This is a genomic window from Bradyrhizobium sp. R2.2-H (genome assembly GCF_004346455.1).
Lineage (GTDB): Bacteria > Pseudomonadota > Alphaproteobacteria > Rhizobiales > Xanthobacteraceae > Bradyrhizobium > Bradyrhizobium diversitatis.
Map to the genome: position 1 here is coordinate 19,478 of NZ_SMBR01000015.1, position 20,257 is coordinate 39,734.

At 65.4% G+C, this 20,257-nt stretch carries 16 protein-coding genes; 11 read left to right on the forward strand and 5 right to left on the reverse strand.

All coding sequences use genetic code 11. From position 1 onward, the window contains the following. The first annotated feature begins 32 nt into the window (after positions 1 to 32). Complete coding sequence (locus EDE08_RS31020) at positions 33 to 467, forward strand: hypothetical protein (protein ID WP_061881972.1); 435 nt, start codon at positions 33 to 35, stop codon at positions 465 to 467. 4 nt (positions 468 to 471) lie between these two features. Here EDE08_RS31020 and EDE08_RS31025 read toward each other — a convergent pair whose 3' ends face one another. Beyond that, a complete protein-coding gene (locus EDE08_RS31025) occupies positions 472 to 2,871 on the reverse strand; it encodes a bifunctional diguanylate cyclase/phosphodiesterase (RefSeq protein ID WP_131872842.1) in 2,400 nt (799 codons plus the stop codon). Between the two features lie 244 nt (positions 2,872 to 3,115). Beyond that, the gene (locus EDE08_RS31030; RefSeq protein WP_028177413.1) at positions 3,116 to 3,622 is read right to left on the reverse strand and encodes a YciE/YciF ferroxidase family protein; all 507 of its coding nucleotides are present in this window, start codon (positions 3,620 to 3,622) and stop codon (positions 3,116 to 3,118) included. Positions 3,623 to 4,050: 428 nt separating this feature from the next. On the opposite strand from EDE08_RS31030, the gene EDE08_RS31035 reads away from it, so the two are divergent. The 8 genes from EDE08_RS31035 (at position 4,051) to garD (ending at position 15,582) form a co-directional block, all read left to right on the forward strand. Continuing rightward, a complete protein-coding gene (locus EDE08_RS31035) occupies positions 4,051 to 5,133 on the forward strand; it encodes a lysylphosphatidylglycerol synthase transmembrane domain-containing protein (RefSeq protein ID WP_131872844.1) in 1,083 nt (360 codons plus the stop codon). Positions 5,134 to 5,217: 84 nt separating this feature from the next. Continuing rightward, a complete protein-coding gene (locus tag EDE08_RS31040; protein WP_131872846.1) occupies positions 5,218 to 7,170 on the forward strand; it encodes an SGNH/GDSL hydrolase family protein in 1,953 nt (650 codons plus the stop codon). Between the two features lie 332 nt (positions 7,171 to 7,502). After that, entirely contained in the window at positions 7,503 to 8,855 is a 1,353-nt protein-coding gene (locus EDE08_RS31045; RefSeq protein ID WP_165936294.1) for an MFS transporter, read from the forward strand. 121 nt (positions 8,856 to 8,976) lie between these two features. Further along, positions 8,977 to 9,882 carry a LysR family transcriptional regulator gene (locus EDE08_RS31050; protein WP_131872850.1) on the forward strand — a complete coding sequence of 302 codons (906 nt, stop codon included), beginning with the start codon at positions 8,977 to 8,979 and terminating at the stop codon, positions 9,880 to 9,882. A gap of 124 nt (positions 9,883 to 10,006) precedes the next feature. Continuing rightward, positions 10,007 to 10,951, forward strand: a complete 945-nt coding sequence (gene kdgD / locus EDE08_RS31055; protein WP_131872852.1) for a 5-dehydro-4-deoxyglucarate dehydratase — start codon at positions 10,007 to 10,009, stop codon at positions 10,949 to 10,951. A 25-nt stretch (positions 10,952 to 10,976) separates the two neighbouring features. Next, a complete protein-coding gene (gudD, locus tag EDE08_RS31060; RefSeq protein ID WP_131872854.1) occupies positions 10,977 to 12,320 on the forward strand; it encodes a glucarate dehydratase in 1,344 nt (447 codons plus the stop codon). Positions 12,321 to 12,397: 77 nt separating this feature from the next. Further along, positions 12,398 to 13,846 carry an aldehyde dehydrogenase family protein gene (locus tag EDE08_RS31065; protein ID WP_131872856.1) on the forward strand — a complete coding sequence of 483 codons (1,449 nt, stop codon included), beginning with the start codon at positions 12,398 to 12,400 and terminating at the stop codon, positions 13,844 to 13,846. A gap of 194 nt (positions 13,847 to 14,040) precedes the next feature. Beyond that, positions 14,041 to 15,582, forward strand: a complete 1,542-nt coding sequence (garD, locus tag EDE08_RS31070) for a galactarate dehydratase (protein WP_131872858.1) — start codon at positions 14,041 to 14,043, stop codon at positions 15,580 to 15,582. 4 nt (positions 15,583 to 15,586) lie between these two features. Here the strand turns inward: garD and EDE08_RS31075 are convergent, their stop codons facing one another. Together EDE08_RS31075 and EDE08_RS31080 are read right to left on the reverse strand one after the other, a co-directional pair. Then, positions 15,587 to 16,327 (reverse strand): hypothetical protein, encoded by a 741-nt coding sequence (locus EDE08_RS31075; RefSeq protein ID WP_131872860.1) that lies wholly within the window; start codon positions 16,325 to 16,327, stop codon positions 15,587 to 15,589. Between the two features lie 6 nt (positions 16,328 to 16,333). After that, positions 16,334 to 17,221 carry a MipA/OmpV family protein gene (locus tag EDE08_RS31080; RefSeq protein WP_245524932.1) on the reverse strand — a complete coding sequence of 296 codons (888 nt, stop codon included), beginning with the start codon at positions 17,219 to 17,221 and terminating at the stop codon, positions 16,334 to 16,336. Between the two features lie 341 nt (positions 17,222 to 17,562). Here EDE08_RS31080 and EDE08_RS31085 point away from each other — a divergent pair, with 341 nt between their 5' ends. Then, the gene (locus EDE08_RS31085; RefSeq protein WP_061878903.1) at positions 17,563 to 18,243 is read left to right on the forward strand and encodes a response regulator transcription factor; all 681 of its coding nucleotides are present in this window, start codon (positions 17,563 to 17,565) and stop codon (positions 18,241 to 18,243) included. After that, positions 18,240 to 19,604 carry a sensor histidine kinase gene (locus tag EDE08_RS31090; protein ID WP_131872864.1) on the forward strand — a complete coding sequence of 455 codons (1,365 nt, stop codon included), beginning with the start codon at positions 18,240 to 18,242 and terminating at the stop codon, positions 19,602 to 19,604. The genes EDE08_RS31085 and EDE08_RS31090 overlap by 4 nt, the downstream gene beginning before the upstream one ends. A 138-nt stretch (positions 19,605 to 19,742) precedes the next feature. Here EDE08_RS31090 and EDE08_RS31095 read toward each other — a convergent pair whose 3' ends face one another. Next, positions 19,743 to 20,099, reverse strand: coding sequence for a hypothetical protein (locus EDE08_RS31095; RefSeq protein WP_131872866.1), 357 nt, complete (start codon positions 20,097 to 20,099; stop codon positions 19,743 to 19,745). Between the last annotated feature and the right edge of the window lie 158 nt (positions 20,100 to 20,257).

Genomic DNA, 20,257 nt, shown 5'->3' on the forward strand with positions numbered 1-20,257 from the left:
GCGATCGCCCCCGCCCATCCTACAAGCGAGGCATGGCTGAGACGACGTTTTTTCCGCGCCGCCTGATTCTCGGCGCCGCTATGATCTCCGGCGTGCTGCTCGCGCTCGCGGTCCACATGCTGGGCGCGCGCTATGGCCTCGATCTCGGCGGCCTCTGGCGCTCCGACACGCATGAGTTCATGCCGACGGGCGCGGCGATCGCCTGGTGGCTGATCGCGACCGTCGGCTTCTCCGGCGGCTATTTCACGGCGAGCCTGATGCAGAGCGCCGTCTCCGGACAGATCCCGCAGCGGATGCGGCAATTCCTGATCGCGGTCGGCGTGCTCTTGCTTGCGGGAGCGGGCCAGGCGGCCTCGGCGCCGAGCCCGATCCCGACCGTCTCGGGCGTGCTGGCCGGGCTCGCTGCGCTCTGCCTCGGTGCCGTGATGGCGTTTTGCGGTGCGCATTTCGCGCTGCGCCGCGGCTGACCCCTTACGCCGATGCGCGCAGTCGCGCGCGATCGAGCATCATCGCCACGTCGGACGCCGGCCGCGGCCTGCTGAACAGATAACCCTGCGCCTGATTGCAGCCTTCGCGCCGGAGCAGCTCGAGCTGCACGTCGTTCTCGACGCCTTCCGCCGTAGTGACGATGCCAAGGCTGCGGCCGAGGCCGGTCACCGCACGGATGATCGCCATGGAATCTTCGCGCGTCGCCAGCTCCGAGACGAAGGAGCGGTCGATCTTGATCTTGTCGAACGGGAAGCTCCGCAGATAGCTCAGCGACGAATAGCCGGTACCGAAATCGTCGAGCGAGATCCGCACGCCCATGGCGCGCAGCTCGTGGAGGGTCGCGAGCGTCGCCTCGCTGTTCTGGAGCAGCACCGATTCGGTGATCTCGAGCTCGATACGGCGCGCATCAATTCCTGAGGCGGCCAATGCGTCGGTCACGGACGCGATCAGGTTCGGGCTCTTGAACTGCACCGGCGACAAATTGACGGCGACATCGACGTCGTCGGGCCAAGTGACTGCGTCGGTGCAGGCGGAGCGCAGCACGAACTCACCGAGCTGAACGATGAGGCCGGTCTCCTCGGCGAGCGGAATGAAGTTGATGGGCGCGATCAGCCCGCGCTGCGGATGGTTCCAGCGCAACAGCGCCTCGAAGGCAACGACGCGACCGCTGGCGACGTCACGGATCGGCTGATAATAGACCTGAAACTCGTCGCGTTGCAGCGCCGCGCGCAGATCCATTTCCAAGAGGCGCCGCGCTTGAGCGCGCGCATCCATGCCGGTCTCGAAGAAGCGATAGGTGCCGCGGCCATCCGCCTTGGCGCGGTAGAGCGCAAGATCGGCGTTCTTCAGCAGCTCGTCCGGATTGCTGCCGTCCTGCGGCGACAGCGAGATGCCGATCGAGACGCCGATCACGATCTGATGGTCGTCGATCTCGTAGGGCGCCGCGATCACCTCGACGAGGCGCCCGGCAAGGGACCTCGCAGCGGTCTCCTCGGACCGCCCGATCTGGACCACCGCGAACTCGTCGCCACCGAGCCGCGCCACGGTGTCGTGCTCGCCGACGGTGGCCTTCAGCCTGCGGCCGACCTCCTTGAGCAGCGCATCGCCGATGGGATGGCCGAGCGAGTCGTTGATGTCCTTGAAGTGATCGAGATCGAGACAAAGCACGGCGAGCTGGTCGCCCGACTTGGTCCGACGCAGTCCCTGCTCGAGCTCTTCGTGAAACAGCACCCGGTTCGGCAGGCTCGTCAGCGCATCATGGCGGGCCATGTGCGAGATCTTGGCCTGTGCCTCCAGCCATTCGGTGATGTCCTCGAAGGTCGCAACCCAGCCGCCGCCCTGCATCGGCTGGTTGACGACCCGGATGGAGCGGCCGAACCGGCTGACGACGTCGGTCGTGGTGCGGCCCTCGCGTGCGTCGGCGATGAGGCGCGCGAAGAATTCATCGGCGTCGCCCTGCCACTGGCCCTTGGCCTGCTCTTCCCTGAGCACGTCGACCAGTAGCCGGCCGGTGAGCAGGATGTCGGTACGACGGAGCATCGCGGCGTAGCGCTCGTTGAACAGGATGATCTTGCCGTCGGCGTCGAACATGCACAGCCCCTGCGACATGTTCTCGAGAGCACTGTCCAACACGATCTGCTGGCGGCCCAATTCACCCTTGGCGCGGCGGTCGAGCAGCGCGGCCACGAGCGCAATGGCGATGATCGCGACCGCAGCGCCGGCGGTGAGGAAGGACAGCGAGGCCGGTGGAATGGAGAGCCCGCTGATCGCGAGCGTCGGGTCCGGCGTCAGCAGCACTGCGCCCATTGCGGTGAAGTGATGCGCGACGATGGCGACCGTGAGCAAGGCAGTCGCGCTCAGGGCATGACGAATGTCGTCGCCTCGGGCTGCCACGAACAGCGCGAGCGCTGCGAAGATGATGCCGAACAGCACCGAGGCGGCAACCGTGCTTCTGATCCAATCCACCCGTGCCGGCATCTCCAGCGCCGCCATGCCGGTGTAATGCATCGCCGCGACACCCGTGCCGACGATGGCGCCGCCGAGAACGATCCACACCGGGCGCGAGGACGCTACGGCGATGCTCAGCCCCACGAAGGTCACGGAGATCGCAAGCATCAACGAGAGAATTGTCACGGGGATGTTGTAGGCGCCGGCGCCGCCCGGCCCGTAGGCAAGCATCGCGATGAAATGCGTCGCCCAGATGCCACATCCGCCGACGACCGCATCCAGGGCGATCCAGGCCAGACGACCAGGGCCGTACGTGGCGCGTGCGCGCTGAAACAGGCTGATCGCCGCCGCGCTGGCGAGCAGACACACTGCGCCGCCAAGCGCGACGAGTCGCCAATCATGCTCGTCGGTTAGACAGTAGAGAACTTGATCCATTACCGGCCCCTATCGACTCGCACTTGAGCCGACAGTGGTGGACGATCGGTAACCGGCTACAAGCCTGTTCGAGGATTGGTGAATGGAAGATGTCTGTGATCGCTCACATTGTTGATCCTCGCGCCGGCGCACCGAGGCCGATCATCCCGGCTGGATGCCCCGCTTTCGCGGGGCATGACAGCGGATGAAGCGAGAAACAACGCGCCGCGCGGGCCACCGTGCGGCGCTTGTCAGCTGGACGTCCTCAACTCGCCGCGCGCAGATTCACCTTGCTCTCGGCGAGCGTCGTCAGCTTCTTGTCGGTCGCCTTCTCCTCCTCCAGCGTCTTGGCGAGGACGCTGGCGCAGTCGTTGCGGCCGAGCTGCTTGGCCCAGGCGATCAGACTGCCATAGCGCACGATCTCGTAGTGTTCGGCGGCCTGCGCCGCGTTGATCAGCGCCGCGTCGAGCACCGCCTTGTCGGCGACTTCGCCGGCGGTCTCGTCGGCTTCCTCGATGATGCCGTCGATGGCCGGGCAGTCGACCGCCTTCACGGCGACGCCGTGCATCTTGAACACTTCCTCAAGTCGAGCGACGTGCTGCTTGGTTTCCTCGAGGTGCGTCAAAAAGCCCTGTTTCAGCTGCGGATCGGTGGCCTTGCTTGCCATCTTCGGCAGCGCCTTGGTGAGCTGCTGTTCGGCGTAATAGATGTCCTGAAGCTGATGCACGAACAGGTCGTTCATGGTTTTGATGTCTTTTGTGAACAGTCCCATCGTTCCGATCCTCTCGGGTTTTCGGGAACACGGAGGCGCCGGCTTACACGAAAAGCCGCATATTCCGCCATGTTCGATTGCTGATGATGCCTAACGAGCACGCGGCATCGACGTTCCAAAAGCGCCGAAGCCGCTTGCGCTGGAACAATGCGGACGGCGCCAGGACTTGAAATCGTGTCGGCGCACCAAACGCGCGAGCGGAGCCGGTTTCACGACTCATATGCTTAACGCGCATCCGATGTGAACCGCGTATGACAAAAGTGGCCGTCCAACGCAGAACCTATTGTTGTCAAGGGCTGCACAAGCCGCTGATTTTGCCTTAAATGAGCTTGATCATGCCTAGCGATCGATGCCTGCCTTTGGCCATGATCGCGTCCGACCGGCCAATGCCTGGCCCGGCCGGTCTTTGCCCCCCGCCGGGAGGATGAATGCACGGACTGCTGCCCGCGCTGAAACGCGGCTTCAAGAGATGGATCGGCTGGCGACGGCTCGGAATTGCCGCGAGCATCTTCATCATCGCCTTCGCGATCACCACGCTGGTGCGGACCCTCAAGGGCATCGATACCGGCGTCATCCTGACTGCGTTGACCGAGATTCCCCGCGGCAGTATCGGCCTGGCGGCGATCTGCGTCTTCTTCGCGTTCTGCACGCTGACCTTCTACGACTTTTTTGCGCTGCGAACGATCGGCAAGAAGCACGTGCCCTATCGCATCGCGGCGCTCTCCAGCTTCACGTCCTATTCGATCGGACATAACATCGGCGCGACGGTATTCACCGGCGGCGCGATCCGTTTCCGGATCTATTCGGACTACGGGCTCAACGCGATCGACGTCGCGAAAATCTGCTTCCTGTCGGGCCTGACCTTCTGGCTCGGTAACATCTTCGTGCTCTCGATCGGCTTGGCCATCCACCCGGATGCGGCGTCCTCGATGGATCAGCTTCCCCCATCGATCAACCGGCTGATCGCGCTCGGCGGCCTTGCCTCGATCGGGGCCTATCTCATCTGGCTCTGCATGGGCGAGAAGCGGCGCGAGCTCGGCCAGAAGGGCTGGAAAGTGGTGCTGCCCTCGGCCCCGCTCACGCTGGTGCAGATCCTGATCGGTGTGGTCGATCTCGGCTTCTGCGCCATGGCCATGTACCTGCTGATGCCGGCCAATCCGCCGATCGACTTCATGTCGCTGGCCGTGGTGTTCATCCTGGCGACCCTGATCGGCTTTGCCAGCCATGCGCCCGGCTCGATCGGCGTGTTCGATGCCGCCATGCTGGTGGCGCTGCCTCAATTCGGCCGCGAGGAGCTTCTGGCGACGCTGCTGGTGTTCCGCATCCTCTATTTCGTGATCCCGTTCGGCCTCGCCATCTCCATCATGGGCACGCGCGAGCTCTGGATGAACGTGGTCGAGCCCTGGCAGGAGCGGCGGCGGCTGGCGGAGGCCTGTGCGCAGGCCAATTTACCCAAAGAGGTGACGCCAATGCAGCGCGAGCGGTTGCTGCGGCAGGCCAATAAGCGCTAAGGCAGCGGGTGCAGACAAAGGTTGCGGGCCGCGGAGCAATGCTCTCTTATTTCCGCCTCAACTTTGCCGTTGAAGACCCGGGCCATGATCCCTTTATCCCTTCGTACTTTCGCCGCGGGCACTCTGCTGCTTTCCGGGCTTTTGACTGCCTTGCCGTCCGAGCGCGCCGCCGCACAGGATGCCGGCGCCATGCAGATCGATTGGGAGGTGCGTAACCGCTTCCGGCTGTTTCGCGAGGAGCGCGACTTCCTGCTCCACGTCGAGAACGCGCGCAACCGCAGCATCCTCGCCGCCGAGCAATCGCTGGAGCTGCAGAGCGAAGGCCGCGGCTGGGCGCGCAACATGGTCAACCGGCTCTGCATCGACCTCCAGGGCCGGGTCAACCAGCCCTGTACCCGCGACAACGTCAAAGAGAACTACATCACCCCGATCGACCATCCGGTGACGGTGCGTCTGACCGGCGCGGTGCCGGTCGGCGCCACCTGCGCCTGGTCGTTCGACGACGGCGACGGTCTGCAACAATCGACCTTCGACTGCGCCGAGCCGATCAATCTGCGCGTCCGCTACGGCAGGCAGACGGTCGCGACCGTCGATGTCTCCGCCGGTCCCGATCCGACCCAGCGCCTCCAGACCGAGATTCGTGTCCGCGACATTTTCGTCGCCGGCCTCGGGGACAGCATCGCCTCCGGCGAGGGCAATCCGGACCGGCCGCTGGCACTCTCGGACGAAGGATTTTGCTTCCGCTCCTATCTCGGTACCGCAGGCGCACAGTACTACCGGCCGAGCCGCCACGGCTTCAAGGGCGGCCGCGCCTGCGAGGCGCCGGATACGCTCGCCAACTGGCAGCGCTACAGCGCGCTCTGGTTCAACGCACCCTGCCACCGCTCGCTCTATAGTTACCAAGCCCGCACCGCGCTGGCGCTCGCGGTGCGCTACACCCACATCGCCGTGACCTTCCTGCCGCTCGCCTGCACCGGCGCCAGCATTGCCGACGGGCTGCTTGGCTCGCAGCGCGCCCGCGAATGCCCGCCCGGCAAGTCCGGCGTCTGCAACACCAGCGTGAACGCGCAGGTCGCCGAGCTGCGCGAAGCGCTCACCGCGGCAAAGAAGCGCCAGCCCGATCGGACGCTAGATCTCGTGCTGCTTTCGGTCGGCGCCAACGACGTCTACTTCTCCGGCCTCGTCGCCGACGTCATCGTCGATACCGCGACCGAGCGGACGCTATTCCGCCGCTCCGGCGTGATGGCGAGTGTCGATGATTCCCGCGATGCGCTGACGCGTGAGCTGCCGCAAAGCTTCGTCAAGCTGCGCGAGGCGTTGAAGCCGCTCGTCGGCGGCGACCTCTCACGCGTCGTCTACGTCTCCTATGCCAATCCTGCGCTCGCCGACGGCGGCGTTCCCTGCCGCGGCGGCCGCGCCGGCTTCGACATCCATCCGTCCTTCAACGCCGATCCGCAGCGCCTCGCCCGCGTCTCCACCTTCGTCGACACGGAATTCCTGCCGCAACTGAAGGGGCTCGCAACCTGCACCCGCGGGGCGCTGTGCCGCGATCCCGAAGCCGACCGCATGACCTTCGTCGATGCGCACCAGGCCACGTTCGCCGACCACGGCTTCTGCGCCCATTCGGGCAATGACCCCGAATTCGACCGAGCCTGCTTTGCCGAGAACGGCCAGAGCTTCAATCCCGATATCGTCAGCGCAGCGAGCCAGCCGATGCTGTGCGGCCGCGGCGCCTCGGAATATCGCGCCTACCTGCCCCGCGCACGCTGGATCCGCGACGCCAATGACAGCTATTTCGCAGCGATGACCTATCCGCAGGGCTTGCCGGCGGCGAGCCAGCCGACCGACATTCACGATGCGACCTGGGGCGTGCTCTCCGCCGTCTACGGCGGCGCCGTGCATCCGAGCGCCGAAGGCCACGCTGCGATGGCGGATGCGGCGCTGCCGGCTGCGAGCGCGGTGCTCGGGCTCGATGCCGTGCCGCCGAACGTGACGCGCGGGTTTCTGCCGCAGCTGTTGCCGGGCGCGCAACAGTAGGGGTGCACTGTCTCTACGACCTCTGTGTCATCGCCCGACTTGATCGGGCGATCCAGTACTCCGTAACGGTCGTGATGAATCGAAACGCCGCGGCGTGCTGGATTGCCCGCCGGAGCCTGTCATCGGGCTCGCCGAGGGCGAGACCCGGTGGCGTGGAATGACAGCGGTGTGCGTGGTGGGCACGTTTGCCGACACCCCGGTCGTTCCCCTCACCCGCCGTTCCATCGATCCAAAGACGGCATCGATCGATACTCCCTTGAACTTGGACACTTTGCCGCGCGCGCCTCTAGGACTCGCCTCGAGGAAATGTTCGAGTTCTAAGGAGGCGCATGATGAGCGCAGTGGTGTCCGCCGCGGACGTGAGGAGGTCTCGCGTCAGGCTGTTCATCGTGACCATGTTGTTCCTGGTCACCACGGTCAACTATGCTGACCGCGCCACTCTCTCGATCGCAGGCCCTGCGCTCTCCAGGGAGCTGCATCTCGATCCCGTCGCCATGGGCTGGATCTTCTCGGCCTTCGGCTGGTCCTATGTGATCGCGCAGGTGCCGGGCGGCTGGCTGCTCGACCGCTACGGTTCGCGCCTCGTCTATGCCTTCAGCATCATCGTGTGGTCGCTGTTCACGTTGATGCAGGGCTGGGTCGGCTTCCTCGGCGCCGGCGCGGCCGTCGTCATGCTGTTCGCGCTGCGCCTCCTCGTCGGCGTCGCGGAAGCACCGTCGTTTCCCGCCAATGCCCGCATCGTCGCGGCGTGGTTTCCCGGCAACGAGCGCGGCACCGCGTCGGCCTTCTTCAATTCGGGACAATACTTCGCGACCGTGATCTTCGCGCCGCTGATGGGCTGGATCGCGCACGCCTATGGCTGGCGCTTCGTGTTCTTCGTGATGGGTGCGCTCGGCATCGTCATGGGTCTCGCCTGGATCAAGACTATCCATGGCCCGAAGGAGCATCCTTCGATCAACGAGGCCGAGTTCGACTACATCAGGAACGGCGGTGCGCTGGTCGATCTCGATGCGCCCAGGGACGATCCGAAGCAGGAGCGCGCAGCGCAATCCGGCTCCGGGTGGGACCACATCCGCCAGCTGCTCTCCAACCGCATGATGCTCGGCGTCTATCTCGGCCAGTACTGCATCAACACGCTGACCTATTTCTTCCTAACCTGGTTCCCGGTCTACCTCGTCAAGGAACGCGGGCTGTCGATCCTGCAAGCCGGTTTCGTCGCGACGCTTCCTGCGCTGTGCGGCTTCATCGGCGGCGTGCTCGGCGGCATCATCTCCGATGCGATCCTGCGCGGGACCGGCTCGCTGACCATGGCGCGAAAGATCCCGATCGTCGGCGGCATGCTGCTGTCGATGTCGATCATCGCCTGCAACTATGTCGACGGACAGGCGCTCGTGGTCGGCTTCATGGCGCTTGCCTTCTTCGGCAAGGGCATCGGCGCGCTCGGCTGGGCCGTCGTCTCCGACACGTCGCCGAAGGAGGCCGGCGGCGTCTCCGGCGGCCTGTTCAACACCTTCGGCAATCTCTCCTCGATCACCACTCCGATCGTGATCGGCTACATCCTGGCCGCGACCGGCTCGTTCAACGGCGCGCTGGTGTTCGTCGGCCTCAACGCGCTGGTGGCGGCGTTCGCCTATCTCGTCATCGTCGGCAAGATCGAGCGGGTGGTGCTCAAAGGTTCCCCCTGAGGGCTCTCACGGGAGCTTGACCAGGCAACTTGCGGCGGCTCACCAGCCGCCGTCTTTGTATTGGGGGTGATCGATGCTAGAAGTGCCGGGGAAACGCCTTATCCATCTAAGGCATGTATCGATGTTCGACCTCAACCAACTCCGCTGCTTCGTCACCGTGGCGGAGGAGCTGCATTTCGGCCGCGCCGCCGCGCGACTGAACATGACGCAGCCGCCGCTGTCCCGGCAGATCCAGGTGCTCGAACACATCATCGATGCGTCGCTGCTCGAACGCACCAGCCGCTCGGTGCGCCTCACCCCTGCCGGGCGCAGCTTCCTGCCGGAGGCGCGGCGCATCCTCAAGCTTGCGGAAAGCGCCTCGCAAGTCGCCCGCCGCATCGCGCTCGGCAAGATCGGCTCGCTCAAGATCGGCTTCACCGCGGCCGCTGCCTACGGCTTCCTGCCGGACCTCGTCGCCGCCTGCCGCGCCAAGCTGCCCGAAGTCGATTTCTCGCTGAAGGAGATGGTGTCCGGCGACCAGTTCGAGGCACTGACCTCCGGCCAGATCGATGCCGGCCTGCTGAGGCCGCCGATCGCGCGTCCCGAACTCGCCAGCCGCCGCGTCGTCGCAGAGCCGCTGCTCGCGGCGATCCCGAGGAAGCATCCGCTGGCGAACGCCGACAGCATCGCCATCAAGGATTTCGACGACCAGCCCTTCGTGATGTACTCGCCCTATGAGAGCCGCTACTTCCACGACCTCCTGGTGGCGCAGTTCACCCGCGCCGACGTGCTGCCGCGCTACGTCCAGCATCTCAGCCAGATCCACTCGATCCTCGCGATGGTGCGCGCCGGCCTCGGCCTTGCCATCGTGCCGGCCGCAGCCGCGAACCTGAAGATCTCCGACGTGCGGCTGCGGCCGCTGAAGCTGCGCAACCGCGTGCCCGTCGAGCTGTTCATGGTCTGGCGGCGCGAGGACGAGAATCCGCTGCTGGCGGCGCTGGTCAAAACCGCCGGCGAATTGTCCTCCGCGGAGCTGCCGGAAGATTGATGCTCAATCCGCATCGGTCGATATAGGATTTGGCTTGGACGCGCATCGAACGGTCTCCTAAACCTCGGCGCATGGACGCGCAGGCTTTGCGTCCTCCGCAACACGCACAAAGGGAGCAGCGCCCGTGAGCAAGATGACCCCGCAGGAGATGGCCCGAAAGATCGGATCCGGCCTCCTGTCCTTCCCCGTCACGCCGTTCGGGGCTGACTATTCCTTCGACGAGGCGACCTACCGCGCCAACATGGACTGGCTGTGCGGCTATGACGTTGCCGGCCTGTTCGCCGCCGGCGGCACCGGCGAGTTCTTCTCGCTGACCCCGGCAGAGGTTCCGCAGATCGTCAGGATCGCCGTCGAGGAGACCAAGGGCCGCGTGCCCGTGCTTGCCGGCACCGGCTACGGCACCGCAATCGCGCGCGAGATCGCCGTCGGCGCCGAGAAGGCCGGCGCCGACGGCCTGCTGCTGCTGCCGCCTTATCTCACCCATTCCGAGCAGGACGGCCTCGCCGCCCATGTCGAAGCGGTCTGTGCCGCCGTGAAGATCGGCGTCATCGTCTACAACCGCGACAACGCCATCCTCCAGCCCGACACGCTGGCGCGCCTCGCCGAGCGCTGCCCGAACCTGGTCGGCTACAAGGACGGCATCGGCGACATCGAGCTGATGACGCGCGTCTACACCAGGCTCGGCGATCGCCTCACCTATATCGGCGGCCTGCCGACTGCGGAGACCTTCGCGCTGCCCTATCTCGACATGGGCGTGACGACCTATTCCTCGGCCGTGTTCAACTTCGTGCCGGAGTTCGCCACCAGCTTCTACGCCGCGGTGCGCAAGCGCGACCATGAGACCATTCATGCCGGCCTGAAGAACTTCATCCTGCCGCTGATCGCGATCCGCAACCGCAGGAAGGGCTATGCGGTCTCGATCATCAAGGCCGGCATGAAGGTGATCGGCCGCGACTCCGGCCCGGTCCGGCCGCCGCTGACCGACCTCACCGAGCAGGAGATGGCGGAGCTGACAGCGCTGGTGAAGAATGTGCCCGCCATCCGATCGACACAACAGGCGGCAGAATAACCAAGACAACGGGGAGGAGCGCGCGATGGCCCGGATCGATATCTCTGGCGCACCTGTCGTCACCGCGATGCAGGTGATCCCGGTCGCGGGCCGCGACAGCATGCTCCTCAACCTCAGCGGCGCGCATGCGCCGTTCTTCACCCGCAACATCGTCATCCTCACCGACAATTCCGGTCACACCGGCGTCGGCGAGGTGCCGGGCGGACAGAAGATATGGCAGACGCTCCAGGACGCCCGCGATCTCGTCATCGGCAAGACCGTCGGCGCGATGAACAACATCCTCGCCGACGTCCGCACCGCCTTCGCCGACCGCGACGCCGGTGGCCGCGGCAAGCAGACCTTCGACCTGCGCGTGATGATCCACGCGGTCACCGCGATCGAATCCGCACTGCTTGATCTGCTGGGCCAGCATCTCGGCCTGCCCGTCGCAGCCCTGCTCGGCGAAGGCCAGCAGCGCAAGAGCGTCGAGACGCTCGGCTATCTCTTCTTCATCGGCGATCGGCGCAAGTCGAAACTCGACTATGTCGCAGGCGAGAGCGGCAAGGCGGAATGGTTCAACCTCCGCCATCAGGAAGCGATGACGCCCGAGACCGTGGTGCGGCTCGCGGAGGCGACCCACGAGCATTACGGCTTCGCCGATTTCAAGCTCAAGGGCGGCGTGCTCCGCGGCGAGCAGGAGATCGAGGCCGTCACCGCGATCGCAAAACGCTTCCCGAACGCGCGCGTCACGCTGGACCCGAACGGCGCCTGGTCGCTGGACGAGGCCGTCAGGCTCTGCAAGGGCATGCACGGCATCCTCGCCTATGCCGAGGATCCCTGCGGCGCCGAGGCCGGCTTCTCCGGCCGCGAGATCATGGCCGAGTTCCGCCGCGCCACGGGGCTGCCGACGGCGACCAACATGATCGCCACCGATTGGCGGCAGCTTTCCCATGCGCTCCGCCTGGGCGCGGTGGACATCCCCCTCGCCGATCCCCATTTCTGGACCATGCAAGGCTCTGTGCGCGTGGCCCAGACCTGCCGCGACAACGGCCTGACCTGGGGCTCGCACTCCAACAATCACTTTGACATCTCGCTCGCCATGTTCACGCATGTCGGCGCCGCCGCTCCCGGCAAGGTCACCGCGATCGATACCCACTGGATCTGGCAGGACGGCCAGGCGCTGACGAAAGAGCCGCTCCAGATCAGGGGCGGCAAGATTGCAGTGCCCGATCGTCCCGGCCTCTGCATCGAAATCGACCGTGCCGCCATCGAGGCTGCGCATGAGCTCTACAAGAAGCATGGACTCGGCGCCCGGGATGACGCTATGGCCATGCAGGATCTGATCCCGGGCTGGACCTTCGACGACAAGCGTCCGTGCCTCGTGCGATAAGAAACGTCAGGCATGATCCCGGGAAAGTGGACACCGGTTTTCCGATAGGATCATGTCCCTTGAACATGGAGGAAAAGATGACAGCGATCCTGAAGAACTTCATCGGCGGCGAATGGGTCGACGGCTCCGGCGTCACCAGGAACATCAACCCCTCCAACACCAACGACCTCGTCGGCGAATACGCCAAGGCCGACAAGGCGCAGACCGAGAAGGCGATCGCCGCCGCGAAGGCCGCCTTCCCGGCCTGGGCGCGCTCGACCCCGCAGGAGCGCTATGACGCGCTGAACAAGATTTCGCTCGAAATTCTATCCCGCAAGGAAGAGCTCGGCCGCCTGCTCGCCCGCGAGGAAGGCAAGACCTTGCCGGAAGGCATCGGCGAGGTCGCGCGCGCCGGCCAGATCTTCGCGTTCTTCGCCGGTGAAGCGCTGCGGCTGATCGGCGAGAAGGGCGCCTCCGTGCGTCCCGGCCTCGACGTCGAGCTCACGCGCGAGCCGGTCGGCGTCGTCGGCATGATCACGCCCTGGAATTTTCCGATCGCGATTCCCGCCTGGAAGATCGCGCCGGCGCTCTGCTACGGCAACACCGTCGTGTTCAAGCCTGCCGAGCTGGTGCCTGGCTCTGGACATGCGCTCGCCGAGATCATCACCCGTTCCGGGATTCCGGCCGGCGTGTTCAACCTCGTGGTCGGCTCCGGCTCCGTGGTCGGCCAGACGCTGCTCGAGCATCCCGACGTCGCCGCGATCTCCTTCACCGGCTCGGTACAAACGGGGCGCAAGATCGCGCAGGCCTGCGTGCTGTCGAACCCCATGAAGAAATTCCAGCTCGAGATGGGTGGCAAGAATCCGCTGGTCGTGCTCGACGACGCGGACCTCAAGACCGCCGTCGAGGTTGCCGTCAACGGCGCCTATTTCTCCACCGGCCAGCGCTGCACCGCCTCCTCCCGCCTGATCGTCACCGAAGGCATCCACGACCGCTTCGTCGCGGCGATGGCCGAGCGGCTGAAGGGCCTGTCGGTGGACGACGCGCTCAAGGCCGGCGTGCATATCGGCCCCGTCGTCGACCAGAGCCAGCTCGACCAGGACCTGCGCTACATCAAGATCGGCCAGGACGAGGGCGCCAAGCTCGCCTTCGGCGGCGAGTTGCTCAAGCGCGAGAACCCCGGTCACTATCTGCAGCCGGCGCTGTTCACCGAAGCCAGCAACAACATGCGCATCGCGCGTGAGGAGATTTTCGGCCCCGTCGCCGCCGTCATCCGCGCCAAGAACTACGAGGAGGCGCTCGCGATCTCCAACGACACCGAGTTCGGCCTCGCCTCCGGCATCTGCACCACCAGCCTGAAATACGCCTCGCACTACAAGCGCAACAGCGAGTCCGGCATGGTGATGGTCAATCTGCCGACCGCCGGCGTCGACTATCACGTGCCGTTCGGCGGCCGCAAGGGCTCGAGCTACGGCGCCCGCGAGCAGGGTTCCTATGCGCGCGAGTTCTACACGACGGTGAAGACGGCCTATACCAATCCGGGTTGACGAGCGATGTTCGTGCCGCGGCGCAGGTGCCCACCTCTCCCTTTGGGAGAGGTCGGATCGCACAGCGATCCGGGTGAGGGGTTACGCCCTCTCTTGGAAGCTGCGGCCCCTCACCCGGCGCTACGCGCCGACCTCTCCCCTCCGGGGAGAGGTGAACGAAAACACGATTTCTTCCGTTCTTGAGACAAGCGCAGATGGACCAGGACGTCGCAGCGAAAGAGCAGCCCCGCTACATCAAGCTCAACGAGCGCGACAATGTCGCGATCGTGGTCAATGATTTCGGGCTTCCCGCCGGCTCCCGCTTCGCCAGCGGACTGACGCTGCGCGCCTTCGTGCCACAGGGCCACAAGACCGCCCTGGTCGACATCGCACGAGACCAGCCGATTATCCGCTATGGCGAGATCATCGGCTACGCGCTGTCGCCGATCAAGGCCGGCGAATGGGTGGATGAAGCGCGCATCCGCATGCCGGAGGCGCCCGCCCTCGACAAGCTCGAGATCTCGACCGCCGTCCCCGCGCCGCTGCCGCCGCTCGAGGGGTTCACCTTCGAGGGTTATCGTAATCCGGACGGCTCGGTCGGCACCAAGAACATCCTCGGCATCTCCTCCTCCGTGCAATGCGTCAAGGGCACGATGGAATATGCGGTCAAGCGCATCCGCGCCGAGCTGCTGCCGAAATATCCTGATGTCGACGACGTCGTGCCGTTGACCCATGCCTATGGCTGCGGCGTCGCCATCAATGCGCCCGACGCGGTGGTGCCGATCCGCACCCTGCAGAACCTCGCGCTCAATCCGAATTTCGGCGGCGAGATTCTGGTCGTCAGCCTCGGCTGCGAAAAGCTCGCGCCCGAGCGGCTGGTGCCGGAGGGCGTGGGCGATGCCATTGTGCGCATGCAGGACGAAGCCTTCGACGGCTTCGGCGCCATCGTCGATGCGATCATGACCCAGGCCGAGGCCCGGCTGAAAGTGCTCAACGCCCGCAAGCGCGAGACCTGCCCGGCCTCCGATCTCGTCATCGGCCTGCAATGCGGCGGCAGCGACGCCTTCTCCGGCGTCACTGCAAATCCCGCCGTCGGCTTCGCCGCCGACCTCCTGGTGCGCGCCGGCGCCACCGTAATGTTCTCGGAAGTTACCGAGGTGCGCGACGCGATCCAGCTGCTCACCCGGCGCGCGATCAACGAGGATGTCGGCCGCGCGCTTGTGAGCGAGATGGCCTGGTACGATTCTTACCTCGCCCGCGGCGGCGCCGATCGCAGCGCCAACACCACGCCGGGCAACAAGAAGGGTGGCCTTGCCAACATCGTCGAGAAGTCGCTCGGCTCCATCGTCAAGTCCGGCTCGACCGCCATCACCGGCGTGCTCTCGCCCGGCGAGAAGGCGGCGCAGAAGGGCATGCTGTTCGCGGCAACGCCCGCCTCGGACTTCATCTGCGGCACGCTCCAGCTCGCCTCCGGCATGACCTTGCAGGTGTTCACCACCGGCCGCGGCACGCCCTATGGCCTTGCGGCAGCACCGGTGATCAAGGTCGCGACGCGCAGCGAGCTCGCACGGCGCTGGAAGGACCTCATCGATTTCGACGCCGGCAGCATTGCTACCGGCGAGAAGACCATTGAGGAATGCGGCTGGGACCTGTTCCGCCTGATCCTCGACGTCGCCTCCGGCCGCACCAAGCCGTGGTCGGACCGCTGGGGCATTCACAACGATCTGACGCTGTTCAATCCGGCGCCGGTGACCTGAGGGGTCACGGACCGTCGATCAGGTGCATGTCGCCCAGAGTGACGGGCAGGCTGCGCGTGATGAGATCCGCGATCGCTGCGCGCAACCGTTCTCCTGAAGCCGGACCGCCAAACGTCTCGTCGACCGGTCCGCTCGGGCCGGCAATCCGCACGGTCCCGGTATTGTCGAGCGGCGCAGCCGCCCGCTTCTCGATCACGTCGAACGTCTTGCCGTCGATGACGCGAACTTCGTACAGCGCGTGGATCAGGCCGTAATCGGCCAGCAGCGTCCGGTATTCGGCGAGCCCGACGCCCTCGACGTTGCGGCCGTTTCCAAGCTTCGATCTCGCCCGAGTGATGACGATGTACGCATCCAGTCCCTGCGGCGTGACATCGCTGCGAACGAGTTCCTTGAACGGATCGCTGCGCAGCAGATTGACGGGCGCAACCGCCGAATCCCTGATCGCAGCGAAGGCTGCGCGCCTGTAGTTCACCGGCTGCACGCGAAAACGTCCATTGAGCAGCTTCGTCGCCTGCTGGACGATCAGCTCGTCTAGCCCCCATGCGCTGATCGAGACACGTTGCCCGGCGTTGCCGAGCGCGGTCAGGCCGGCTTGTGTCAGGCTCATCTCCTCGCCGATCGCCGAGACGATGCCGACGGTCTTGATCGCCTGGAGCTTCGTCGCACGCGTCTCGAACGCCGCGGCGGCGCCAAGGGCGATACACGCGGCCGCGAGGCCAACCCATAGAAAAGCAATGCGGCGCATGACGGCCTATCGGATTCTGAAATCGAACGAATAAGACGCTCCGAGGCCAACGGTGGTCTGGTTCGACGATCCCCGCAGCTTCACCAGCGGACTGTCCGCGGCGTCGCCGAGCAACTTCTCGTATTCGACATAGGCGTGGACCTCCCACTGCGGATTGATGCGATAGGAGATCTGGCTGCCGAAGCCGACAGAATGCGCGCCACCTCCGGCATCGTAGACCGGCAATCCCGATGCCAGCGCCTGCGTGGCGTCGACGCCGAAATAGGGTCCGGTCGCGTTGGTGCTCTTCCAGGTAAAGCGGGGACCGGCCGAGATCGTGAGCCTTTGAATCAGCGGCACGATGACGTCGGCGGAAACATCGGCGACAGTGCCGGTATGGCCGCCGAAGCCTTGGCGCAGCTCGCTGCGCAGGCGCAGCCAGTCGACCGGATAATATTCGACGAAACCGCCGAGCTCGTAGGCGGCGTCGACATTGCCGAGGCCGGTCAGCTCGGAATATTTGTCGCTCTTGCGCGAGGAGACGTATTTGAACGCAGGCCCGGCGCGAAAATTGCCGACGTCGAGTAGCGCAATGCTGGCGCTGTCGCGCGGACCGCGAAACTGGTCGATCGATCCGGCGCGGCGGATGGTGAAGATCGGGATCGGAAGAAACTTGCTGTTTTTCGATCCGACGAAGTCAGGCATGTATTCGCCGCCGATGCCGACCATGACGGTCCAGTTTCCGGATGGTGAAGGCAGCATCGGCAGTTCGAACGGTGGTGCTGGCAGCGTGAACGCGCTCTGCGCCGATACAGATTGCGCACTCGTCAAGATCGCACCGAGCGCGGCGAGACAGGCAGTCGTCCGCCGCGCGGTCGCCGTAAGGCGGAGAGCGGCTTCTTCGAAAAACATCATTGCGGGGCCCCCGGACCGGCCTTGCGGGCCTGATCGACTCGTGTGGTTCAGAGCCACAGCATGTGGTCCGGCAAAATTGCCCCAAGATTGCAAGGCGAGAGCCGTCGTCGAGACGTCGCGCGCCAGGCGCCGCCGGATCAACATTGCCCGAACATTGCCGCGCCGCAGCCGCGCCCTCAAATCTTGACGGGCGGTGCCCGCGAACTCTCCCGTTCCTGCCTTTTATTCGCCAAGCTCGCTACCCTAATGGAACCCTAGCGCACGAGCCGAAACGCCAGGCGTCGGCCAGGGAGCGTCACGGTCAGGGTTTTGTTGCCCCAGCAGAGTCAAGGACGACCCGCGTGCGTTCCCTCGTGATCGAAGACGAACCGCAGATCGGCGCCTATATCAGCCGGCTGCTCGGGCAACTGCACGGTATCGTCGACATCGTCGGCTCGATTGCGGAGGCCAGCCAGGCGCTGGAGAACTTCAAATATGACCTCGCGATCGTCGACCGGATGCTGCCCGACGGAGATGCACTCCAGGTGGTCACGGCACTGAGCCGGTTGGCTGAACGGCCCGCGATCATCATGCTGACGTCCAAGGACACGAAGGAGGACGTCGTCGACGGCCTCAACGGCGGCGCCGACGACTACCTCGGCAAGCCGTTCGAGCCTCAGGAGCTGATTGCGCGCGTGCGCGCCGTGCTGCGACGGCCCCGGCTACTCGCGCCCTCCGTGCTCTCGCTCGGCAATGTCGAGCTGCATCTCGGCAGCAACGAAGTCGTGGTCGCCGACAGGAAGATCCTGCTGCGGCGGCGCGAGGCACTGATCCTCGCCGCCCTCCTGATGCGCCGCGACCGCGTCATCACCCGCGCCGCGCTGATCGAGGAGATCTACGGTTTCGACGACGAGATCGAGTCCAACACGCTCGAAGCGCAGGTCTCGCGCCTGAGGAAGAAGCTGGCCGCATTCGGCGGCGACGTCGAGATCCGCAGCATGCGGGGCATCGGGTACATCCTGCGGCTGGCGACACCGCGATGAGATCGATCGCCCGGACGTTTGCATTCTCGCTCGGAATCGCGGCGACGACGATCTTCCTGATCATGCTCGGTATCTTCATCTGGCGGTATCCGACCGAGGAACGCGAGTTTAGGTCCTGTCAGGTCGTGGCTGCCGTTCTCGATCGCGCCACGGTCATCGAAGGGCAAAAACTGACGGTACGTTCGACTCCTGCCCTCGAAGAATTGAAGGCGGACAGCCCAAATCTCTGGTACGTCGTGTCCGCGGGCGACCTGCTCAGCGAATTCGGCAGCGAACATCGGCCCACCCTCCCCTTCGTCTTCCCCTACCGCGGGCCCGTCGGTTCGTCCGTCTTCAGCACGCTCGACCAGAACAGCACTTTCTGTCTCTCCGCCGTACAACGGGGCTCGTTGCGGCTCGCGATGATGGTCGGCGAGCCTCAGGTCCGCTTTGGCCGGATTGCAAGGACGTTTCTCCTCCGCAGGATCTTTTCGATCGCCCTTGTGGCGCTGGCGTTTGCCGCGACCGTCGCCATCGGTTCAGCACTTGCTGCACGTTTCGTCTCCCGCGGCATCGAGCGGGTCGCGCGCCGCGCGCTCGCGATCGATCCCTCGGCCCCGCAAGGTTTGATATCGCTGTCCGAAGTCCCTTCCGAGTTGAAGCCCCTGGTCGAGGCGCTGAACCGCGCCTTCGGCGAGATCGACGCCTATATCCGGATGCAGCGCCGCTTTCTCGGCAATGCAGCCCATCAGCTCCGCACGCCACTGACGCTGCTGCGCGCCAAGATCGACGACGTGCCCGATCCGGCCCTGAAGGCCGAGCTGGTGCGCGACGTCCGCCGCCTGACCTCGCTGGTCTCGGCCATGCTTGACCTCGCGCGCCTGCAAAATCACGCGATCGCGAAGCGGCCGATCGATCTTGCCCGGATCACGCTGGATGTGCTGGCCGATTTCAGCCCCTCGGCGCTCGACGCCGGCATCGAGCTTGCGCTGGAGCAGGACGGGAAAGGTCCATTTATGGTGCAGGGCGTGGACGCTGCGGTCCGCAGCGCGCTTGCCAATCTCGTCGGCAACGCGCTCATCCATGCCCATGGCGCGCGGCGCATCGTCGCCACGCTCGGCCGCGACCGTATCTCGATTCACGATGACGGCGCAGGCCTGCCCGATGGCGCCCAACACGGGCTGACCGAGCCATTTCAGACCGGCAGCGCCGCGAGTGATGGCGCGGGGCTTGGCCTGTCGATCGTCCGTGAGATCATGGCTGCCCATGGCGGCGAGTTGATCATCTCTTCCGCGCCCGGCCGCGGCACGACGATGAGCCTGCGCTTTCCTGCATCCACCGCTCCGGTCAAATCTCCGCAGCTTGACCTGCAAGAACGTTGAGCCGGTTATCGTCGTTCCGGGACACACGACGTGCGAACTCTGGTGCGCGCGCACCTGCGAATCTCGCGCAACGACCTCCGGATTCCGGGTTCGACGCTGCCGCGCCGCCCCCGGAACGACATCGAAGATCGATGGCGGCTACGTCATGCTGCCCGGCATGAAGCAGCGCACGCGTGGATGACCATCGATATAGTGCTTCCAGACCATGGTGCGGCCGAACTTGTTCGGCACGGTGATCACGGCACCGTCGGGCACCACGACCCATTCGTCGTCGATCCGCACGCGGTAGCGGCCGCGATCCGACTCCCAATCGACGTCGGCAATGACGTAGCCGTCGGCATCCGAGCAGCACTGCCCGAATTCGCTGTGCAGACTCTCGAACCAGGGCTTTAGTGGCGAGTTGGCGTAGCGGCCGTCGTCGCGCGCCAGCGCCGGAGCCGCAAGCAGCGTCGTCAACCCCAGCAGCGTGGCCGCACCTGATATGGCAGGTCTCATGTCGTCTCCGCGGTCGAAGTGATCGCCGCGAGGCAAACGCTGCCGTCCACCCTCCGCGTGGTGCGCGACGGGCGTGGAGACGGCGACTCGCTCCCCAGCAGCTTTGCCGACAGCTATGCAAATCCGGCGCCAGCGTGCATTCCGGGGAACTACTGGAG

What these genes read in the sequence shown, in the direction of transcription:
- EDE08_RS31025 (WP_131872842.1), bottom strand. Translation starts at nt 2,871, where the DNA reads ATGGATCAAGTTCTCTACTGTCTAACCGACGAGCATGATTGGCGACTC.
- EDE08_RS31080 (WP_245524932.1), bottom strand. Translation starts at nt 17,221, where the DNA reads ATGATGTTTTTCGAAGAAGCCGCTCTCCGCCTTACGGCGACCGCGCGG.
- EDE08_RS31020 (WP_061881972.1), top strand. Translation starts at nt 33, where the DNA reads ATGGCTGAGACGACGTTTTTTCCGCGCCGCCTGATTCTCGGCGCCGCT.
- EDE08_RS31045 (WP_165936294.1), top strand. Translation starts at nt 7,503, where the DNA reads ATGAGCGCAGTGGTGTCCGCCGCGGACGTGAGGAGGTCTCGCGTCAGG.
- EDE08_RS31095 (WP_131872866.1), bottom strand. Translation starts at nt 20,099, where the DNA reads ATGAGACCTGCCATATCAGGTGCGGCCACGCTGCTGGGGTTGACGACG.
- EDE08_RS31040 (WP_131872846.1), top strand. Translation starts at nt 5,218, where the DNA reads ATGATCCCTTTATCCCTTCGTACTTTCGCCGCGGGCACTCTGCTGCTT.
- EDE08_RS31065 (WP_131872856.1), top strand. Translation starts at nt 12,398, where the DNA reads ATGACAGCGATCCTGAAGAACTTCATCGGCGGCGAATGGGTCGACGGC.
- EDE08_RS31035 (WP_131872844.1), top strand. Translation starts at nt 4,051, where the DNA reads ATGCACGGACTGCTGCCCGCGCTGAAACGCGGCTTCAAGAGATGGATC.
- EDE08_RS31075 (WP_131872860.1), bottom strand. Translation starts at nt 16,327, where the DNA reads ATGCGCCGCATTGCTTTTCTATGGGTTGGCCTCGCGGCCGCGTGTATC.
- gudD (WP_131872854.1), top strand. Translation starts at nt 10,977, where the DNA reads ATGGCCCGGATCGATATCTCTGGCGCACCTGTCGTCACCGCGATGCAG.
- EDE08_RS31050 (WP_131872850.1), top strand. Translation starts at nt 8,977, where the DNA reads ATGTTCGACCTCAACCAACTCCGCTGCTTCGTCACCGTGGCGGAGGAG.
- EDE08_RS31030 (WP_028177413.1), bottom strand. Translation starts at nt 3,622, where the DNA reads ATGGGACTGTTCACAAAAGACATCAAAACCATGAACGACCTGTTCGTG.
- garD (WP_131872858.1), top strand. Translation starts at nt 14,041, where the DNA reads ATGGACCAGGACGTCGCAGCGAAAGAGCAGCCCCGCTACATCAAGCTC.
- EDE08_RS31090 (WP_131872864.1), top strand. Translation starts at nt 18,240, where the DNA reads ATGAGATCGATCGCCCGGACGTTTGCATTCTCGCTCGGAATCGCGGCG.